The sequence below is a fragment of the Rhodoluna sp. genome (assembly GCF_049276775.1).
Lineage (GTDB): Bacteria > Actinomycetota > Actinomycetes > Actinomycetales > Microbacteriaceae > Rhodoluna.
In genome coordinates, this window is record NZ_JBASXC010000082.1 from 1 (window position 1) to 17444 (window position 17444).

The 17444-nt window shown below is 51.8% G+C and carries 16 protein-coding genes and 2 tRNA genes; 14 read left to right on the top strand and 4 right to left on the bottom strand.

Annotated features, from left to right (window positions below; all coding sequences use genetic code 11):
* The 11 genes from uppS to WAO31_RS05720 form a co-directional block, all read left to right on the top strand.
* Positions 1 to 655, top strand: a 655-nt coding sequence (gene uppS / locus WAO31_RS05670) for a polyprenyl diphosphate synthase (protein WP_509591306.1), incomplete at its 5' end; no start/stop codon positions are given.
* A gap of 54 nt (positions 656 to 709) precedes the next feature.
* The gene (locus tag WAO31_RS05675; protein WP_509591308.1) at positions 710 to 2086 is read left to right on the top strand and encodes a glycine--tRNA ligase; all 1377 of its coding nucleotides are present in this window, start codon (positions 710 to 712) and stop codon (positions 2084 to 2086) included.
* Positions 2087 to 2096: 10 nt separating this feature from the next.
* Positions 2097 to 3272, top strand: a complete 1176-nt coding sequence (gene dusB, locus WAO31_RS05680; protein ID WP_509591336.1) for a tRNA dihydrouridine synthase DusB — start codon at positions 2097 to 2099, stop codon at positions 3270 to 3272.
* Positions 3273 to 4529: a deoxyguanosinetriphosphate triphosphohydrolase gene (locus WAO31_RS05685; RefSeq protein ID WP_509591310.1), complete on the top strand. Its 1257-nt coding sequence runs from the start codon at positions 3273 to 3275 to the stop codon at positions 4527 to 4529.
* A 9-nt stretch (positions 4530 to 4538) separates the two neighbouring features.
* Positions 4539 to 6392 carry a DNA primase gene (gene dnaG / locus WAO31_RS05690; protein ID WP_509591312.1) on the top strand — a complete coding sequence of 618 codons (1854 nt, stop codon included), beginning with the start codon at positions 4539 to 4541 and terminating at the stop codon, positions 6390 to 6392.
* The gene (locus WAO31_RS05695; protein ID WP_509591314.1) at positions 6385 to 7302 is read left to right on the top strand and encodes a D-isomer specific 2-hydroxyacid dehydrogenase family protein; all 918 of its coding nucleotides are present in this window, start codon (positions 6385 to 6387) and stop codon (positions 7300 to 7302) included. Before dnaG ends, WAO31_RS05695 begins: the two co-directional genes overlap by 8 nt.
* A 50-nt stretch (positions 7303 to 7352) precedes the next feature.
* Positions 7353 to 7428, top strand: a tRNA-Asn gene (locus WAO31_RS05700).
* A gap of 39 nt (positions 7429 to 7467) precedes the next feature.
* Positions 7468 to 8745, top strand: coding sequence for a sensor histidine kinase (locus tag WAO31_RS05705; protein WP_509591316.1), 1278 nt, complete (start codon positions 7468 to 7470; stop codon positions 8743 to 8745).
* Positions 8746 to 9402 carry a response regulator gene (locus tag WAO31_RS05710; protein ID WP_509591318.1) on the top strand — a complete coding sequence of 219 codons (657 nt, stop codon included), beginning with the start codon at positions 8746 to 8748 and terminating at the stop codon, positions 9400 to 9402. It abuts the gene before it with no gap.
* Entirely contained in the window at positions 9395 to 10069 is a 675-nt protein-coding gene (locus WAO31_RS05715) for an AzlC family ABC transporter permease (protein ID WP_509591320.1), read from the top strand. The genes WAO31_RS05710 and WAO31_RS05715 overlap by 8 nt, the downstream gene beginning before the upstream one ends.
* Complete coding sequence (locus WAO31_RS05720) at positions 10066 to 10371, top strand: AzlD domain-containing protein (protein ID WP_509591322.1); 306 nt, start codon at positions 10066 to 10068, stop codon at positions 10369 to 10371. Before WAO31_RS05715 ends, WAO31_RS05720 begins: the two co-directional genes overlap by 4 nt.
* Here the strand turns inward: WAO31_RS05720 and def are convergent.
* Positions 10368 to 10931 carry a peptide deformylase gene (gene def, locus WAO31_RS05725; RefSeq protein ID WP_509591324.1) on the bottom strand — a complete coding sequence of 188 codons (564 nt, stop codon included), beginning with the start codon at positions 10929 to 10931 and terminating at the stop codon, positions 10368 to 10370. The genes WAO31_RS05720 and def overlap by 4 nt on opposite strands.
* Before the next feature lie 80 nt (positions 10932 to 11011).
* On the opposite strand from def, the gene WAO31_RS05730 reads away from it, so the two are divergent.
* Together WAO31_RS05730 and WAO31_RS05735 are read left to right on the top strand one after the other, a co-directional pair.
* A complete protein-coding gene (locus tag WAO31_RS05730) occupies positions 11012 to 11908 on the top strand; it encodes a DMT family protein (protein ID WP_509591326.1) in 897 nt (298 codons plus the stop codon).
* A gap of 45 nt (positions 11909 to 11953) precedes the next feature.
* Complete coding sequence (locus WAO31_RS05735) at positions 11954 to 13432, top strand: glycosyltransferase (RefSeq protein ID WP_509591328.1); 1479 nt, start codon at positions 11954 to 11956, stop codon at positions 13430 to 13432.
* Positions 13433 to 13436: 4 nt separating this feature from the next.
* Here the strand turns inward: WAO31_RS05735 and WAO31_RS05740 are convergent, their stop codons facing one another.
* On the bottom strand, positions 13437 to 14474 hold the full coding sequence (locus tag WAO31_RS05740; RefSeq protein WP_509591330.1) for a mechanosensitive ion channel family protein: 1038 nt from the start codon (positions 14472 to 14474) through the stop codon (positions 13437 to 13439).
* Between the two features lie 71 nt (positions 14475 to 14545).
* On the opposite strand from WAO31_RS05740, the gene WAO31_RS05745 reads away from it, so the two are divergent.
* Positions 14546 to 14619, top strand: a tRNA-Ile gene (locus WAO31_RS05745).
* A gap of 24 nt (positions 14620 to 14643) precedes the next feature.
* Here the strand turns inward: WAO31_RS05745 and WAO31_RS05750 are convergent.
* Both WAO31_RS05750 and WAO31_RS05755 read right to left on the bottom strand, forming a co-directional pair.
* A complete protein-coding gene (locus WAO31_RS05750; protein WP_509591332.1) occupies positions 14644 to 15738 on the bottom strand; it encodes a calcium/sodium antiporter in 1095 nt (364 codons plus the stop codon).
* Between the two features lie 94 nt (positions 15739 to 15832).
* Positions 15833 to 17444 (bottom strand): amidohydrolase (locus tag WAO31_RS05755; RefSeq protein ID WP_509591334.1); only part of this gene is annotated, 1612 nt, incomplete at its 5' end.

The window sequence follows — 17444 nt, forward strand, 5'->3', positions numbered from 1 at the left end:
AATAGAGGGTCACAAAGCCGGTGAAGCGGCCCTTTTGGATGTGGTCGCCGGAGCAATTGAGGCTGGGGTTAGCGAGCTAACGGTTTTCGCATTTTCCACGGAAAACTGGAAACGCTCTCCTGAAGAAGTTCGCTTCTTAATGGGTTTCAATAAAGATGTCTTGCGCTCCAGACGCGACCAGCTCCATAACTGGGGAGTGAAAATACGATGGGTTGGAAGAAGACCAAGGCTATGGGCCAGCGTCATTGACGAGTTAGAGGCTGCCGAGGAGCTGACGAAGAAAAATAAAGGACTCGTGTTGACTATGTGTGTGAACTACGGTTCTCGTGTTGAAATTGTTGACGCTGTCAATGAAATTGCAGTTCTGGCGGCAAAGAAAAAGCTCAAGCCGGCGGCTGTCACGGAAAAAAGCTTTGGCAAATTACTATCAACCTATCCGCTTTCAGATGTGGACCTGTTTATTAGAACCTCCGGTGAAAAGCGCATCTCCAACTTCCTACTTTGGCAAAGCGCCTACGCCGAGCTTGTATTTAGTGAGGTGCTGTGGCCGGATTTCGACCGAAGCACGCTATGGGCCTCGATAGCTGAGTATTCAACCAGGCAGCGCCGCTTCGGCGGAGCAATCGATAGCCCGAAGCCAAAGAGAGCCAAGTAAACTGTTGTCTGGTCCGGTTTCGGGCCTTTAACCGGTCCCAACTTGGAGTTCAACGTGGCAAAGACTAACCGCCTAGATTCGGCAATTTCGCTAGCGAAGCGCAGGGGATTTGTGTTCCCAGCTGGGGAAATTTACGGTGGGACCCGCTCGGCTTGGGACTACGGACCGCTGGGGGTCGAGCTCAAGGAAAACATCAAGCGCCAGTGGTGGCGTTCGATGGTAAACAGCCGCGAAGACGTTGTTGGCCTCGACTCGTCCGTGATTTTGCCAAGACGCGTTTGGGAGGCCTCAGGGCACGTAAAAGAATTTGTTGACCCGCTGATCGAGTGCACCAGCTGCCACAAGAGATTTAGACAGGATCACCTCGAGGAGGCCTTTGAGGAAAAAAAGGGTCGCCCTCCAGAGTCAATGAAGGACATCGCCTGCCCGAGTTGTGGCACTAAAGATGTGTGGACCGAGCCCAAGCTATTTAATGGTTTATTAAAGACCTACCTAGGCCCGGTTGAAGATGAGTCTGGTCTTCACTACCTGAGGCCAGAAACCGCCCAAGGAATCTTTGTGAACTTTGCCAACGTGTTGAACGCATCTCGCATGAAGCCGCCTTTTGGCATCGGGCAGATCGGTAAGAGCTTTAGGAACGAAATCACCCCTGGAAACTTCGTTTTTAGAACGCGTGAATTTGAGCAAATGGAGATGGAGTTTTTTGTTGAGCCCGGAACCGACGAGACGTGGCACGAATACTGGATTCAGGAGCGCTACAACTGGTACACCGAGCTAGGCATAAACCCAGAGAACTTGCGCTTATTTGAGCACCCCAAGGAAAAGCTATCGCACTATTCGAAGCGAACCGTAGACATCGAATACCGCTTTGGTTTTCCAGGAAGCGAATTCGGCGAGCTCGAAGGCGTTGCAAACCGAACCGACTTCGATCTCGCAACTCACGCTCGCGAGTCTGGGGTAGACCTAAGCTACTTTGACCAGACCAAGGGCGAAAGATGGACACCTTTTGTTATTGAGCCAGCGGCTGGACTAACCAGATCCCTCATGGCATTTTTGGTAGACGCCTATGCTGAAGATGAGGCCCCCAACACCAAGGGCGGAGTCGATTCTCGCACGGTCCTTCGCTTGGACTACCGTCTAGCTCCAGTCAAGGCAGCGGTTTTGCCGCTTTCGAGAAACGAAGACCTTTCTCCGGTCGCCAGAAACTTGGCTCAGGATCTTCGCGGAACCTGGAACATTGACTTTGATGATTCGGGTGCCATCGGTCGCAGGTACCGCAGACAAGATGAGATCGGAACTCCCTTTTGTATAACCGTTGACTTTGAATCTTTAGAAGACCAGGCGGTCACGGTTCGTGAGCGGGACAGCATGGAGCAGTCCCGCGTCTCCCTCGACAAGCTCAAGGGATATCTAGCCGAGAAGCTTGTCTAAGACTTATCTCATGCAGGCAACAAACAAACCGGCTCTTACCTATGGCAACATAGCCATTGACGTGCCAGTGGTACTTGCCCCCATGGCGGGAATCACAAACACCGCATACCGCAGACTGTGTCAGGAATTTGGCGGCGGGCTCTACGTCTCCGAGATGGTCACCTCGCGGGCTCTAGTGGAGCGCACCGAGGAGTCCATGAGACTTATTGGCCATCACGAGTCTGAAAGGGTTCGTTCGGTCCAGCTTTACGGTGTTGACCCAAAGACCATCGGGGAGGCGGTTTCGATGCTGGTCGCGGAAGATAGAGCAGACCACATCGATCTAAACTTTGGCTGCCCGGTTCCAAAAGTCACCCGCAAGGGCGGGGGAGCAGCTCTTCCGTGGAAGAAGGACCTTTTCGAGGCAATTGTTTATTCTGCCGTAAGGTCAGCAGGCAATATTCCAGTTACTGTGAAGATGCGAAAAGGTATTGACTCAAATCACCTAACTTTTCTGGACGCCGGTAAAGCGGCTCGCGATGCTGGAGTTGCTGCGGTTGCCCTCCATGGCCGAACAGCAGCCGACTACTACTCGGGCAAGGCTGACTGGGAGGCAATTGCTGAACTGAGAGCCGCTCTACCCGATGTGCAGGTGCTGGGAAATGGCGACATCTGGAGTGCCGAAGACGCCGTAAACATGATGAAGCAGACCGGGGTTGATGGCGTGGTGGTCGGAAGAGGTTGTCTTGGAAGACCCTGGCTGTTTGCCGACTTAGAGAACGCTTTCAGAAAGTATCTTGCTAACCCAAACGCTGAGATTGACTATTCCCAGATTCAGCCCAACTTGGGCGAAGTCGCAGATGCATTCAAGAAACACGCTGTGTTACTGGTTGAGTTTTTTGAGGATGAGCTAAGGGCTTGTCGAGACATCAGAAAACACGTCGCTTGGTATTTCAAGGGGTACCCCGTTGGAGGGGAATTTAGAGCTTCGCTGGCCAGTGTTGAAAACTTGGAGCATATGGATCAGATTCTCGGGACCCTCGATCGCTCGATGCCATATCCGGGTGAAGAAGCTGAGGGTCCCAGGGGTCGAGCCGGTTCAGTAAAAAGCTGTGCGCTACCGGAGCACTGGTTGAACTCAAGAGAGCTCGGGGAGTCAGCGAAAGAGTCCCTCCTCGAGGCCGAGCTAAGCGTCTCGGGGGGCTAGATGTCGACCCCGGGCTACCTGCCAAGCGATTTCGAAAGATTCGTTCCGGAAGATCGCACTTTTTCAGCCAAGCGAGGTGAGTTTGAGAGAGATCGGGCCAGAGTGCTTCACTCCTCAGCGCTTAGAAGACTCGGGGCAAAGACGCAGGTGCTTTCTCCAACCAACGGGGATTTTGCAAGAACCAGACTCACCCATTCACTAGAGGTTGCCCAAGTAGGTCGCGAGATGGCAAAGGCACTCGGGGTTGATCCAGATGTTGTTGACACCGCATGCTTAGCCCACGACCTTGGCCACCCTCCTTTTGGGCACAACGGTGAAAAAGCGCTGAGTGTTTGGGCCGAGGAATTTGGTGGGTTCGAAGGAAACGCCCAGACCCTTAGACTGCTGTCTCGCATCGAACCAAAGGTAATTGACGATACTGGACACACCAGAGGACTGAATCTAACCCGTGCAAGCCTTGACGCATCTTGTAAGTACCCGTGGGGTCAGTCCGAAGGTGTTGCCGAGTCCGGAGGAAATCAATCTGTTAAGTTTGGCTACTACGAGGACGACAAAGAAATATTTGATTTTCTGCGCAAGGACTCACCATCTTCAAGAAAGTGCATCGAAGCTGAGGTAATGGATTTTGCCGACGACGTGGCTTATTCGGTACACGATTTCGAAGATGCTGTAGTTTCCGGATACGTTGACCTTAAAGAGCTAAGTCCCGAATCAAACCACGGTGAACTTTTTTCAAAGATTCAAAGCTGGGCAGGTCCCGAGCTTTCGACGTCAGACATCGAGTCAGCTTTTCAGAGACTGAGCTCTAATCTTTACTGGCCAAAAAGTTACTCCTCGTCGATGGCTGATCAGGCGACTCTAAAAAATCTAACCAGCTATCTGATTGGATCTTTCGTAGGAAGATCAACCTCTCATACTCTGGCGACCAATGGCTCCGAGCACCTGGTTAGGTATAACGGTGAGCTTGCAATCCCAGATGATGTTCGCGCCGAGATTGCGGTCCTCAAAGGAACAGTGTCGGTGTTTTTGATGACCGATCAAAAGCGCCAGCCGTATTACCTATGGCAAAGAGAGATTCTGACTTCGCTAGCTGATGCCTTGCTTGCTTCGAACGGTAGGCACTTGGATAACTACTGCCAGGCGGTCTGGGCTGAGGCTCGATCCGATGCGAAGAAGTATCGGGTTGTTGTTGATCAGGTTGCATCTTTGACCGACGTCTCGGCGCTAAACCTACATGCCGAGTTGATCGGAAAATAGGATTAGCTAATGGCGGGAAAAATCAGCCCTCGAGACATCGAGGAAGTAAAGGCGAGAGTAAACATCGCCGATGTCGTCGGCTCTTACGTTGCCCTCAAACCCGCCAGCGCCGGAAGCCTGAAGGGGCTGTGTCCTTTTCATCAGGAGAAATCGCCATCGTTTAACGTCCGTCCGCTGCAGGGGTTTTACCACTGCTTCGGCTGTGGGGCAGGGGGCGATGTCTACAAGTTCCTTCAGGAGATGGAATCTTTAAGTTTTTATGAAGCGGTAGAAAACCTCGCTGGCAAAGTTGGATACACCCTGACCTACGAAGCCGGCGCCAAAGGTCCAGACCAGGGGCAAAAGGCAAGAATCTTTGAAGCTAATCAAGTGGCGGCAAAGTATTTCCAAGATCAGCTGATGACCGATGCCGCTATACCCGGGCGCGATTTTCTAAAGTCCCGAGGCTTCGACAAGCAAGCGGCCGAGCAATTCGGCGTTGGGTTTGCACCCAAGGGCTGGAATAACCTAACTGATCACCTAAAGGCTTCAGGTTTTACCGAAGAGGAGCTTGTGATGGCTTCGCTGTCGTCAAAGGGCGAGCGGGGACTCTATGACAAGTTCCGTGGACGGCTTATTTGGCCAATTAGAGACACTTCGAATCAGGTGATTGGCTTTGGTGCCAGAAAACTTTTTGACGACGATCAAGGTCCGAAGTATTTAAACACCTCGGAGACGCCGGTGTATCACAAGTCAGCGGTCCTATACGGAATTGATTTAGCCAAAAAAGAAATCTCTAAATCTCAAAAAGTGGTAGTGGTGGAAGGATATACCGACGTTATGGCTTGCCACCTAGCTGGGGTGACAACTGCAGTTGCAACCTGTGGCACGGCCTTTGGCGACGAGCACATCAGAATCTTGAATCGAATGCTTTCTGCAAACGTCGATAATCCGGCTGAGGTAATCTTTACATTCGACCCTGACGAAGCCGGACAAAAAGCCGCAATGCGAGCCTTTGCCGATGCCGACAAATTTCACGCCAATAGTTTCATAGCGGTTGGGCCAGACGGCTTAGATCCTTCTGATCTAAGGGTCCAAAAGGGCGACGAGGCGGTTATTTCGATGATTGAGAACAAAAAGCCAATTTACGAGTTTGCGATAAAGCAAAAGATGAAGAATTTCAGCCTTGAATCGATTGAGGGACGAGTAGGTGCGGCTCGTGCGGCAGCCATGGTTATCGCAACCATCAGAGATTCGGCCCTTCGGTCGGTTTACATAAGGGAGCTTGCGAACTGGGTAAACCTTGATCTAACCGAGGTAACCCAATTAGTTGATCGCGGCATCAAGGAAAAAGTTGTGTCAGCGGTAGCGCCACTCCGACAAAACCAAATCCCAGAAGCTGCAACGGAGACGAACTTTCAAGCACCCGACTTGAAGGACCCGGTGGTTCGGTTTGAGAGGCAGTTGCTAGAGGTTCTTGTTCAGCAGCCAACGCTCGTAGTAAAAGAGGCCATGGCAGAGCTTTTATCGGGGGATTATCTGGCAGCTGCCCACGCGGCCGTTGCCGGCGGCATCGCAAAAGCCCTGGAATTTCGAGAGGGTCCCAATTGGCTGCCAAAGATAGCCGAGGTTTTGGATTCAGACCTTCACCCCACCCTTCGCTCGCTTGCGGCCACCGAGCTTCCTGCGAGCGATGAGCAAGAGCTTGCAAAGTATGTTGCCGGGGTTATAAACAGCGGATTCATAAATCTGTTGACCAGACAAAAGCTTTCGATGCAGGCAGTGCTTCGTCAGCTTGACCCTGCGGAAACCGAAAAGATAGCGGAGATTCAGAAGGAGCTTGTCTCGATCGAGGAGAGAAGAAGGAAACTTCAGGGTGGCTAACAACCTAATAGCCATTGAGCCCAAGAGCTTTGAGAAATACGAAGCCGCAGTTGTCGCAGGTGGCGGACAAATTGCAAAACTGGGCAAGAACGTAAGAGCTTTGATTTGGACTGATTATTCCGCTCCCAAACTTCTTGCCAAGACCATCACTGAAAACCCCCAGCTAGAGTGGGTTCAGCTCCCTTTTGCGGGGGTCGATGCCTTTGCTGATATTCTTCATGCTCCGGTTAGATTCACAAGTGCCAAGGGCTCCTATAAAGAACCCGTTGCCGAGCACGCCCTGGCTTTGGCTCTAGCGCTCGGAAGAATACTGCCGGTTCGCATAAAAGCGACAACTTGGGGCAAAAGTGAGGCCACCAGTTTTTATGACTCTAATGTTTTACTCATCGGCGCCGGTGGAATCTCTGAGGAGCTAATTGGTATGCTCCGGCCTTTTAGGGCCAAAATATCGGTTTGTAGAAACAATGCCGGTAAAAAAGTGGAGTTTGCCCGCGAGGTATTCGGTCTGGACGAACTGCCAGATAAAATCTCAGCTGCTGACCTTGTGGTTGTCGCCTGCGCACTAACTGAGAAAACTCGTGGACTCTTTAATTCCAAGCTCCTTGAAAAAATGAAGCCGAGTGCTTTTTTAGTTAATGTTGCCAGGGGTCCGATAGTCAACACCACTGATCTTTTGAGTGCACTGGATTCGGGTCACTTGGCTGCCGCTGCGGTAGATGTCACAGACCCAGAACCTCTACCCGATGGACACCCGATGTTCGGGAGGGATGATTTGATCGTGACTCCCCACACGGCAGACACCAAGGAGATTGTGATGAGGCACTTTGCCATCCGCTTGGAGCACAACGTGAGGGCTTTTCTGGGAGAGGGTTCTTGGCTCGGCGAAGTAGACCCGAACCTGGGCTACTGAGGCCCTCTGGAGGTGTCGTTTTTTGGTAGTGTTGGAGGCTGCGTAAGCATTCCTCGGTAGCTCAATTGGCAGAGCAATCGGCTGTTAACCGATAGGTTCTTGGTTCGAGTCCAAGCCGGGGAGCCAATTCATCTTGTGACATAAGGCCAACTTCAGGAGGTGCCGATGATTCGGTGGATCCAACAAAGAAATTGGCTTCCAGAGGTTTTACTCGCAGCCCTAGTGTTTTTCGTCTTGGGTGGGCTTGACCTTATTACTCAGGGACCCGTAGCAATGCTCGGCTCACTTGCAATCGCATCGAGTTTAATATTCGTTCGTCGGTTCAGCTACCTCACTTCGGCACTGATACTGATTGGGAGTGCGATTCAAATTGGCTTCACGCTCTTGCCTATTTTTGGCTCAATAGGAATTCCTCTGGTTGCTTTTGTTGTCGGGGTCTTTAGCTCCAAGCCCTGGCGAGAAATCAATTATGTAGTTTTGGTTCTTGGCGGTCTCGGATTTTCGGCGAACTTGAGTTTTAATCCCGCATTGAACATTGCGGTTTACGGTGGTTTCATCGAACTTCAGACTCAGGGTCGAGTAATTGTTTTTGTCACACTGGTTCTTCTCGCAATAAGCCTCGTGACGTTGATGTGGATACTCGGACAACTTCTGATTACTCGGCTCGTGCACGTTGGTAGCGATTTCGACCGCTTAGTTTACGAGGAGAGGCAGCTCAAGCTTTCGATTGAGCTTGCCGAGCAGTCCAAGAGATTTGAAATTGCGAGAGACATAAACGAGAACGCAGTTCAAAAGCTCGCCTCGGTAATTACAAACGCCGAGGGAGGCCTGTATGTAGCTAAGACGAATCCCGAGGCGGGCATTAGGGCTCTGGATAAAATCCTGGTCAGTGCTAAAGCCGCTCATTCTGAACTTAGAAGGCTGTTCGACATGATCAACCGAGGTACTGCGGTTTCCACAACTTTGCCAACCCTTAGGGACCTCAACTCACTGGCCATCACAATGCGAGATAAGGGTCTTGACGTCGAGGTTTCATACATTGGAACCCAGTTCGAATTGGATCAAGCAGCTGAGCTAGCCATCTATAGAATCGTCTACGAGGCCCTAGAGAACGTGAAGCAGCATAACCCGGCGGGCACCACTGCAAAAGTTGAGCTGATTTGGTTAGACGCCGGTCTCCAGGTGATGATAAAGGACAACGGTGTTGAGGTTCAAAGACGTGCCACGTTAGGCCCGAACGGCCTGCCACTGCCATACGATGTCGACGAAGACCTCAACACCTTGCTCGAAAAGGTCTCTGGCCCGGGACTCACTGCAATGCGAGAGCGTGCCGAAAGCTTCGGAGGTTCGCTGGAGGTTCAGAGGGTAGTAGGTGTTGGGTTTACAGTTTCGGCAATGTTCCCAGAAGCACGAGTCAAAACAGATGTGGAGCCATTGCCCTAAATGGAGCATTCACTTCGCGTTGCTTTGCTGGACTCAGATTCTGATGTTCGTACGGGTCGCCGAATGCTTATCTCCTCACTTCCTAATGTCGAGATTGTCCTTGATTCAACCGGTGAGGAATCAGATGTTTTTGCGGTGGCCAACGGTCTAGTGGACGTTCTGGTGATTGATCAGCGGCTAGCTTCTGGGCCCGGAGTTAATTTCTATTCAAATCTTCGAAACGAAATGGGCATAGAGCACGCGCCAGGTTGTCTTATAACGGCAGCATTCAATCAGCCCGCGCTGACACTTTCCGCCCTTGAAATAGGCGTCAACCACGTGATTTCAATCGAGAATGGACCTGAGGCGCTTTTGGAGGCAATAGAGCAGGTAAGGGCGGGGGAGTCTGGGGTTTCGCTGGACACACTCCACGCATTGATTTCAGCTCAAGAGATAAAGCGCAAGCTGGATCTTGACCTGGTAAAACTTATCGAGCAGCTTCCAGAAAAGCTGGCGAGTAATCTCAGAAGACTGCGTTCGGTTTGGATCAAGGCAAATCCAAATCAGCTTAAGGGCTTCTCAATGTCGAATCTTGATGGCCTAGTTTCCAGACTTCCAGTTAGGACTGCAGCGGAGCTTGTCATAAAAGCCGAGCGGACGGGGCTTCTCAATGTCTAATAAGCATCAGTCCGTAGCTGCAGTATCTTTGGGCGTTGGTGTCGCTACCGGCTTATACGGAATCTCCTTCGGCGCCCTGTCGGTCGCGGCCGGGTTAGATGTCTGGCAGACAATGGCCTTGAGTCTTTTGATGTTTAGCGGCGGAAGTCAATTCGCTTTTATCGGCGTTGTGGCAACCGGTGCCGGAGTTGTGCCGGCAATTCTCTCAGCATGGCTACTCGGGGTCAGAAACGGATTTTACGCAATACGTATGAACCCGATTCTTTCGGTCAGCTCTGTGATCAGACCACTTGCGGCTCAGCTCACCATTGATGAGTCAAACGCCGTTTCGCTGTCCCAAGAACCGGATCGAGAAAAAGAGCGGCTGGGTTTTTGGCTTACCGGAATTGCAGTTTTTGTGTTCTGGAATATCTTTACCCTTGCCGGAGCTCTTCTGGGTTCACAGATCGGAGATCCGAGCGACTTCGGCCTCGACGCGGCCGCAGCCGCTGCATTCCTGGGTCTAATTTGGCCGAGACTTGGACAATCCAGGCTGTTGCTCCTGGCGGTAGCGTCGGCGTTCTTAGCGGCGTCGCTATCTATTGTGTTGCCCGCGGGGCTGCCGGTTCTACTAACGGCATTTTTGGCTCTTGGGTTTTGGGCCTATGGAATGCGGAGTAAAAAATGACTCTGTGGGCTGCTGTCCTTGTCTCCAGCGCACTGGTTTACTCGTGGAAACTTTTTGGCTTTTTAGTTCCCGAGCGCTTTGTATCGAGTCCCAAAGTTAAGGACTTGGCAACGCTTTTGACCGTTGCTCTACTTGGCGCCCTGGTTGGAATCCAGACCTTCGGATCCAATGAGGGGATCAGCTTCGATGCCAGAGTCCCAGCACTTTTGGTTGCCGGGGTTTTGTTTTACCTCCGTGTGCCATTTGTGGTGGTGGTTGGAGCTGCGGCCACAGTTGCAGCGCTGATTCGAATGTGGATCTAGTCCTCTAAATTGTCAATCCCGGGCATCCATGAAACACCCGGCTTATTCCATCCCCGCTCCCGTATGATTTCAAAAGCTTCCGTTCTTTCCTGAAAGGGCAACTTGTCGATGTATGTAATTCCATTCAAGTGATCAAACTCATGTTGGAAAATTCTGGCGAACCAGCCCTCTGCCTCAATCCGCACCGGCTTTTGCTCAAGGTCGACACCTTCTATTACCGCTTGCTCACCGCGTCGAAGGCTAAAGCGCTCACCGGGAACCGAAAGGCACCCCTCGCTATCTAGTTCCTCAGGCACCTCCCCATTAGGGAGGGGGGTGTGGGAAAATCTTGGGTTGATAATCACTCCGCGCCTTGGATTATCCTCATCATCTGGGTAACTGTAGACCAGCACTCGCTGTGAGACTCCAACCTGGGGAGCAGCTAACCCCACCCCCGGAGCCTCATCCATGGTCTCGAACATGTCGGCAACTAACTGGCGAAGATTGTCATCAAAATCGGTGACTTCTTCCGCTAATCGGTGTAAAACGGGGTCACCGTAGATGCGAATAGGTCTAATCACCCCTTAAATCTAGCCGTTTGGCTAAACCCACGACCCATCCAACGCAAGCTAGGCTCGAATTTGTTGATTGAGGTAGTGATTTGGGACCAGAGCTAAGAGAACTTGCCATTTTATTGGCAGTATTGGCTGCAGTAGCCCTAGCCTTTGGAGCACAATTCCAAAATCAAGCCGTCTCCAAGGGCCGTGAAAAGGCTCCAAGGGTGCGCGGTTTTCTATCCGTTAGAGAGCTCGCCAGGCTATTCAGAAGACCGAGATGGATTTCGGGTCTTGGGTTGCTGGGCCTTGGCATGATGCTACAACTATCCGCACTAACGCTTGCTCCACTAATTGTCGTTCAACCTATTGGTGCCATTGCGCTCGTGATCACCTCTTTATTGAACGCCCGCTATACCAAGACCCCAATCAATAAAGGAACCGCGTTTGCTATAGCGCTAGCAACCTTTGGTGTTGGTGGCTTTGTGGCGACAGCTTCGAGGGTGGCATCTCAAGTCGAGCTAACCGATGCTAACTTGCTTCGGGTTCTTGGGCTACTAGTAATAATCCTGTCGGCATTCGGAGTGTTGTTTTTCACCTTTGGTAAAAAAGCCCGTGCGCTTACCTACATCCTCGGAGCGGGAGTGCTCTATGGATTTGTTGCAACTCTCGCCAAGGTGGTTATTCAGCGGCTTTACCAGATGGACTACGACCTGCTTTCCGCGCTAGCTCTTGTCTGCATGATCGGAGCTGTCTTACTCGGCGGCTGGTTTGTTCAAAATGCCTTCTCCTCGGGTCCACCCGATTTAGTAATCGCGGGGCTCACGGTTATCGACCCGATGGTCGCAGTTGGAATAGCTATTGGAGTGCTCGGAGAGGCCCAGGATGCCAGCTGGGGCTCGGTGGTGGCCTTTTGTGTCTCGGGTGTGGTTGCCATAGCCGGTGTCTACCTTCTTTCTAAGGTCCATCCCGAGCTAAAACTGGGCCAGAGGCGAGTCGGGTAAACTTTAGATAAAGCTTCCTTCCCCCAAAGCTCTACAAGGCAAAAAATGACCGAAACATCGATTATCGCTGCGCCACAACGCATAGTCATCGCCTGTGACACCTTCCCGCCGGACATCAACGGTGCCTCCCGCTTCGCCGAGCGACTAGCTGCCGGCCTGGTTCGATCAGGCAACGAGGTGCACGTTATTGCACCCGCACACAACGATAGTTTTGGCACCTTTACGGAGGTGCACGACGGTCAGGTCATGACTGTCCATCGGATCAAGAGCTACCGAGTAATCCAACACAAAACCCTTAGGTACGTCTGGCCCTTCACGCTAAAGTCCAAAGCCGATAGGTTGCTAAAAAAGTTCAAGCCGGACGCTGTGCACATAAACTCACACATGATTGTCGGCCGCTTCGTTCTCAAGTCAGCTAGGGAACTTGGCATAAGGGTTATCGCAACAAACCACATCATGCCGGAGAACTTAATCAAGTATTCGATGGTAATCCCACGCTGGGCCGAGCAGTGGGTCATGAACTTAGCTTGGAAAGACGCGGGACGAGTCCTTAGTAAAGCCGATATTGTCACCACGCCAACCAGAAGAGCAGCAAACTTACTTGAGGCCGCCTCGGGGCTTAGCGGTGTGCTGGCGGTTTCCTGCGGTATCGAAGCTTCCAAGTTTGCCAATCAAACCCCGACTTCGAATAAAGAGCCAAGAATTCTGTTTTTGGGACGGTTGGATTATGAAAAGCATATTCATAACCTCCTAAAAGCTGTTGCCCTATTGCCAAAGTCTCTAAATGTAAAAGTTGAAATAGTAGGCGATGGGGGAGAGCGAGATTACCTGGAGAAACTTTCGGTGGATCTCGGGATTGCCAAAAACGTTGAGTTCCGAGGTCACATTTCAGACAAAGACCTTGCCGGTGCTTACGAGAGGGCCACACTTTTTGCGATGCCCTCAATCGCTGAACTGCAGTCGATAGCAACTATGGAGGCTATGGCCTCCGGCCGACCTGTGGTGGCCGCTGATGCCATGGCTCTTCCGCACCTGGTACACGATGGTGACAACGGGTACCTGTTCCCACCCGACGATGTTGAGGCCTTTGCCGATCGACTACTCAAGGTGTTAACGGCAAGCCAGAGTGAGCTGGATCGACTATCAGAAAATTCACTTCACCTAATTCATTCGCACGATATTGACAACACGATCAAAATCTTTGAGGGGCTGTATCGCGGTGAAATTAATCACGCTGTGGAGTCGGCTGACAATCTCGCCACCTACAGCCTGCCTATCGGCCAGCTATCTAAGCGCGTAAGCCGGTCGATCATGCTTGCTCGAAAGCGTTCGGCCGAGCTTCGAGCTAAGGCCGAGGAGGCCGGAGCCGAATTCAGAGAACGGGCCGAAGGCGCCCGGGAAGAAGTTCTGGAACGAATTGAGGAGGTCCGAGACGACGTGGTTTTTGCTGCTAGGCGTATTGAGATTCGTGTTAGACGAGGTGTCAAGAAAGCCGCCGAGCGACTTCGACGAGAGAACCGATAGGTTTCTAATTCTCGCGAGTCTGGTCCAGCACAACCCTGGATTTCGGCAGAGCTTCTGGGTGGGTTTTTTGCAGCCAGGTGACCATGTGCTCACGAACCTGACATCTGAGGTCCCACTGCTTGGAGGAATCCGCCGCTGAAATAAGGAAACGGAGCGTCACAAAGCCACCACTGGCATCTGTCACCAAAACGTTAGAGGCTCGACCGTCCCAAAGGGGATTTTTACTCAGGTAAGTATCAAATTCATTTCGTACCTCTTCTATCGGAACTCTCCAGTCGACATCTAGAAAGACAGTTCCTAGCACCTTCGAGGTCTTGCGCGTCCAGGTTTCAAAGGCCTTGTTTGTGAAGTGAGTCGATGGAACAATCAGGCGCCGCTCGTCCCAGATATAGACCACTACGTAGGAAAGGGTAATTTCCCCAATCTTGCCCCACTCTCCCTCCACCACAACGACATCGCCCACTCGAATAGCGTTGCTGAAGGCCAATTGAATGCCAGCGAAAAGATTCCCAAGAACCGATTGGGCGGCAAGCGCTCCAACCACGCTGAGCACTCCCGCAGAGGCAAGTAAGCCCGCTCCAATTCCCTGAGCTGCCGGGAAGGTAAACAATGCCAACCCTACGGCTATGGTTCCAATCGCAGCGTTGGCGAGTCTACGGAGAATACTGAACTGGGTTGTGATTCTGCGAACCTCAGCATCCGCCTGGTCACCGTCCTCGAAGCGCTTGATGACCCGAAGTACGGAGAAATCAACAACTTTTTGAATCAGAAAGCCTCCGGAGAGGATTAGAAGGATTAACAGTGACTGCGATCCTGCTCGCCACCAGCCATCGTCAGGGGTGTTTACTATCAAAATAGTAATGAGGGCCGCAAGATTCAGAGTAAAGAACCGAAGTCGAGGCCGAATCTGAGTGTAGGCATCACTCAGCCAGATGAATCTTTTCCCCACTATTTTCACAAATAGCCAAATGCCGAAAAGGATTGCTATCGCAACGCTCAGTGTTGTTAGGGCCGAGAGCCCAATGGTTAGCCATAAGTTCACGTGAAGACCCAGTTCCTCGATTTCCTCCCATTCTAGGACTGATAACGCTGAGAGGGTATTCTTGTAGCGGAGGGGCGTTAGCTCAGCTGGTTAGAGCAGCGGACTCATAATCCGTCGGTCGCGGGTTCAAGTCCCGCACGCCCCACACGGGTCACCTGAGAAGGGAGGGCTATCCTTTTGGGTTCTTCTTTCCCCTGATAACCCCAAGTTCATACGATGTGACAGCCACGAGTGTCATCGCAACTAGTGGGAGCACAAACCAAAGCATGATGGTGCTGAAGCCGACCGCCGCATCGTGACCGGTTGAGTCAAGCACCAGATACAGGGTGTAGGCAACGTACAAAACTACGAACAGCCCACCCTCCCAACGCGCCACTATGAAGCCCGTAAAGGCTATTGGTAAGAGAGCAACTGCTGCTGCGAGCATCAGGGGGAGATCAATTGAAATCGCCGCAGGTGCAACCGGGATTCCTTCAGCAAAGAATATTGCTGGGAGTCCAATAACCATTCCCATGTTGAAAATATTGCTTCCCACAACGTTTCCAACTGCCATGTCAGTCTCACCGCGTCGAATTGCAATCAAAGAAGTTGCAAGTTCTGGAAGAGAGGTTCCAATCGCAATTACCGTAAGTCCGATTACGAGGCTGCTTATGCCCAGGGCAGTTGCGATATTCACCGCCCCCAAAACTAATGACCTGGCACCCAAAACCAAGAGCCCAACACCGAGAATCAGCAGCAGAAGTGCCAACCAGAGTGAAACTGGCTTGCTGTTGAGGGGCATGGTATCTGGTTTGGCATCGGGGGATAGGACCTCTGTGCGGCCCATCCGAATACTGATGGCTGTGTGAATCACTAGGGAACTAAAAAGAAGAATTCCATCGAAAACGCTGATGCGACCATCGAGACTCACCAGCAGAAAAAGAATCGCAATTCCAACCATCACCGGCATGTCAAAGCGAACTAGTTGACGCTTTATCACCAACGGGCTAACAACAGCAGAGAGCCCAAGAATGAGAAGGATATTTGCGATGTTGCTTCCAATAACATTGCCCACCGCGAGGTCTGGCTCGCCGCTAATGACGGCATCGACAGTGACGGCAAGTTCTGGCGCGGAGGTCGCCGCCGAAACCACCACTAGGCCTATAACTAGTGGAGAGATGCCCGCTCGGGAGGCTAGGGTTCCCGCTCCGCGGACCAAGGCCTCGCCACCTGCAATCAGAAGAGCCAAGCCGGCAATAACCAAACCGATGTCAATAAGGTTCATTTTTTCCAGACTTTTTTCGAGCGCTCTTTGTATGAAGAGATTATCATGAGTAATTTTTCATCTTTAGAAGTAATCTAGAGACACAAAAAGTAGGTCAATAGATTTTTTTGCCCAGTTTGTAGGTGGCCAAAACTTTTATGTTTCTGAAATCTTGAGCCTCGGTCTCGAAAGGATTTCTGTCAAGAACTACGAAATCGCAAGGCTCACCATCGTCAAGGGCGTTTGGATGCTTGCCAGTGAGCTGAAAGCTCACCTGGCTACTGTAACATCTCAACGCCTCAGCCACGCTTATAGCCTGAGCGGGAACCCAGCCGCCTGCTGGCTCAAGTTCCGCTGTTTGTCTGGTAACGGCAGTGGCGATTCCAAGAATGGGATTTGAGCTCGAAACCGGCCAATCTGAGCCAAATGAAATTGTTGTCCCCGAGTCGATTAGGTCGCGCATGCGATACATCTGATCGATCCGAGCTTGCCCCAGTCTTGGCACACAGCTCAGCAGCATGCCATCGGCCTGAGCCCAGAGCGGCTGCATGTTTGCAATAACCCCCAAAGTTGCAAAGCGAGGAATATCTTGGCTGTTGATTAGTTCAACGTGAGCGATAACGCTAGGAAGCAAAGGCTTGCCGCAGATCGACTGGACGTGCTCGATAGCGTCAAGTGCTTGCCTTACTCCGGAATCACCGATGGCGTGGATGTGAAGCTGAAAGCCAAGCTCTGCTGCAGCCAGGCAAGCTGCTCTCATATCTTCGTCACTCCAGAGTGGCTCGCCGTGATTCGTGTGATCATCGAGGTAGGGCTCAAGCACCGAGGCAGTTCCTGATCCAAAGACTCCGTCTGCAAAAAGCTTTACGGTTTCTGCGCGCAAGCCTTGATGGTTTAGCTCACGAACCTTCTCGCGATCCGCCTTGGCGAATTCAATTGACTTCTTCCAATCGTGGGGCTCAATCTTGAAGGCGATGTTGTAATCCAAAAGCAGCAGGTTCTGTGAAGAAGCTGCCAGATAAACCTCAGTCATTCCGGGGGTTATCCAGGCATCCTGGGCCTCGACAATCCCAAACCCTGCGAGTACCTCGTCAGCCCAGGTGAGTGCGGCTGTCTCAGCCTCGAGGGTTCTGGCTGGAGCCTTATCGAGAACAAGCGTCATTGCTTCGGGTTCGCGCAAAACTCCTTGGGGAACCCCGAAGCTGTCTAGGTCAATTGAGCCAGAGACAATCTCCGGAACTGGCGAGGGGATAAGTTCAAGCGCTTTAGTGTTTACCCAAATGGTGTGGTGATCGCTAGCGTGCAAAACCACCGGCACATCCAGGATGGCCTCATCAATCCAGCTGGCTAGAAAAAGTCCCCCTTCAACAATCGAGCGATCGTACGCCCCGCCTTCAATCCAGACCTGGTTCGGGTTAGCTTCACGGTATTGCCGAAGGATCTGCTGTACTTCCGCAATTGACCTAGCTTTCGTGACAACAGGACCCATTGCCTCGCGTCCTGCAAAAAGGGGATGAGCGTGACCATCTCGAAAAGCGGGGAAAACGAATCCAGGGCCCAGGTCTATTTCTTGATCGGCGGTATCGAAAGCCCCAACGAGTCCGTCCGTGGCAAGCAGCTCGGTTGAGAAAGCGCGAGATGTGGGGTTATAAAAGCTTGCTCCCGTGAACATTGTTATCAAGGCTTGGATGCTGAATTTTCTCTGAAATAGCAAGATGGGCAAAGAG

What these genes read in the sequence shown, in the direction of transcription:
- dusB (WP_509591336.1), top strand. Translation starts at nt 2,097, where the DNA reads ATGCAGGCAACAAACAAACCGGCTCTTACCTATGGCAACATAGCCATT.
- WAO31_RS05750 (WP_509591332.1), bottom strand. Translation starts at nt 15,738, where the DNA reads ATGAACCTTATTGACATCGGTTTGGTTATTGCCGGCTTGGCTCTTCTG.
- WAO31_RS05720 (WP_509591322.1), top strand. Translation starts at nt 10,066, where the DNA reads ATGACTCTGTGGGCTGCTGTCCTTGTCTCCAGCGCACTGGTTTACTCG.
- dnaG (WP_509591312.1), top strand. Translation starts at nt 4,539, where the DNA reads ATGGCGGGAAAAATCAGCCCTCGAGACATCGAGGAAGTAAAGGCGAGA.
- WAO31_RS05715 (WP_509591320.1), top strand. Translation starts at nt 9,395, where the DNA reads ATGTCTAATAAGCATCAGTCCGTAGCTGCAGTATCTTTGGGCGTTGGT.
- WAO31_RS05705 (WP_509591316.1), top strand. Translation starts at nt 7,468, where the DNA reads ATGATTCGGTGGATCCAACAAAGAAATTGGCTTCCAGAGGTTTTACTC.
- WAO31_RS05710 (WP_509591318.1), top strand. Translation starts at nt 8,746, where the DNA reads ATGGAGCATTCACTTCGCGTTGCTTTGCTGGACTCAGATTCTGATGTT.
- WAO31_RS05685 (WP_509591310.1), top strand. Translation starts at nt 3,273, where the DNA reads ATGTCGACCCCGGGCTACCTGCCAAGCGATTTCGAAAGATTCGTTCCG.
- WAO31_RS05735 (WP_509591328.1), top strand. Translation starts at nt 11,954, where the DNA reads ATGACCGAAACATCGATTATCGCTGCGCCACAACGCATAGTCATCGCC.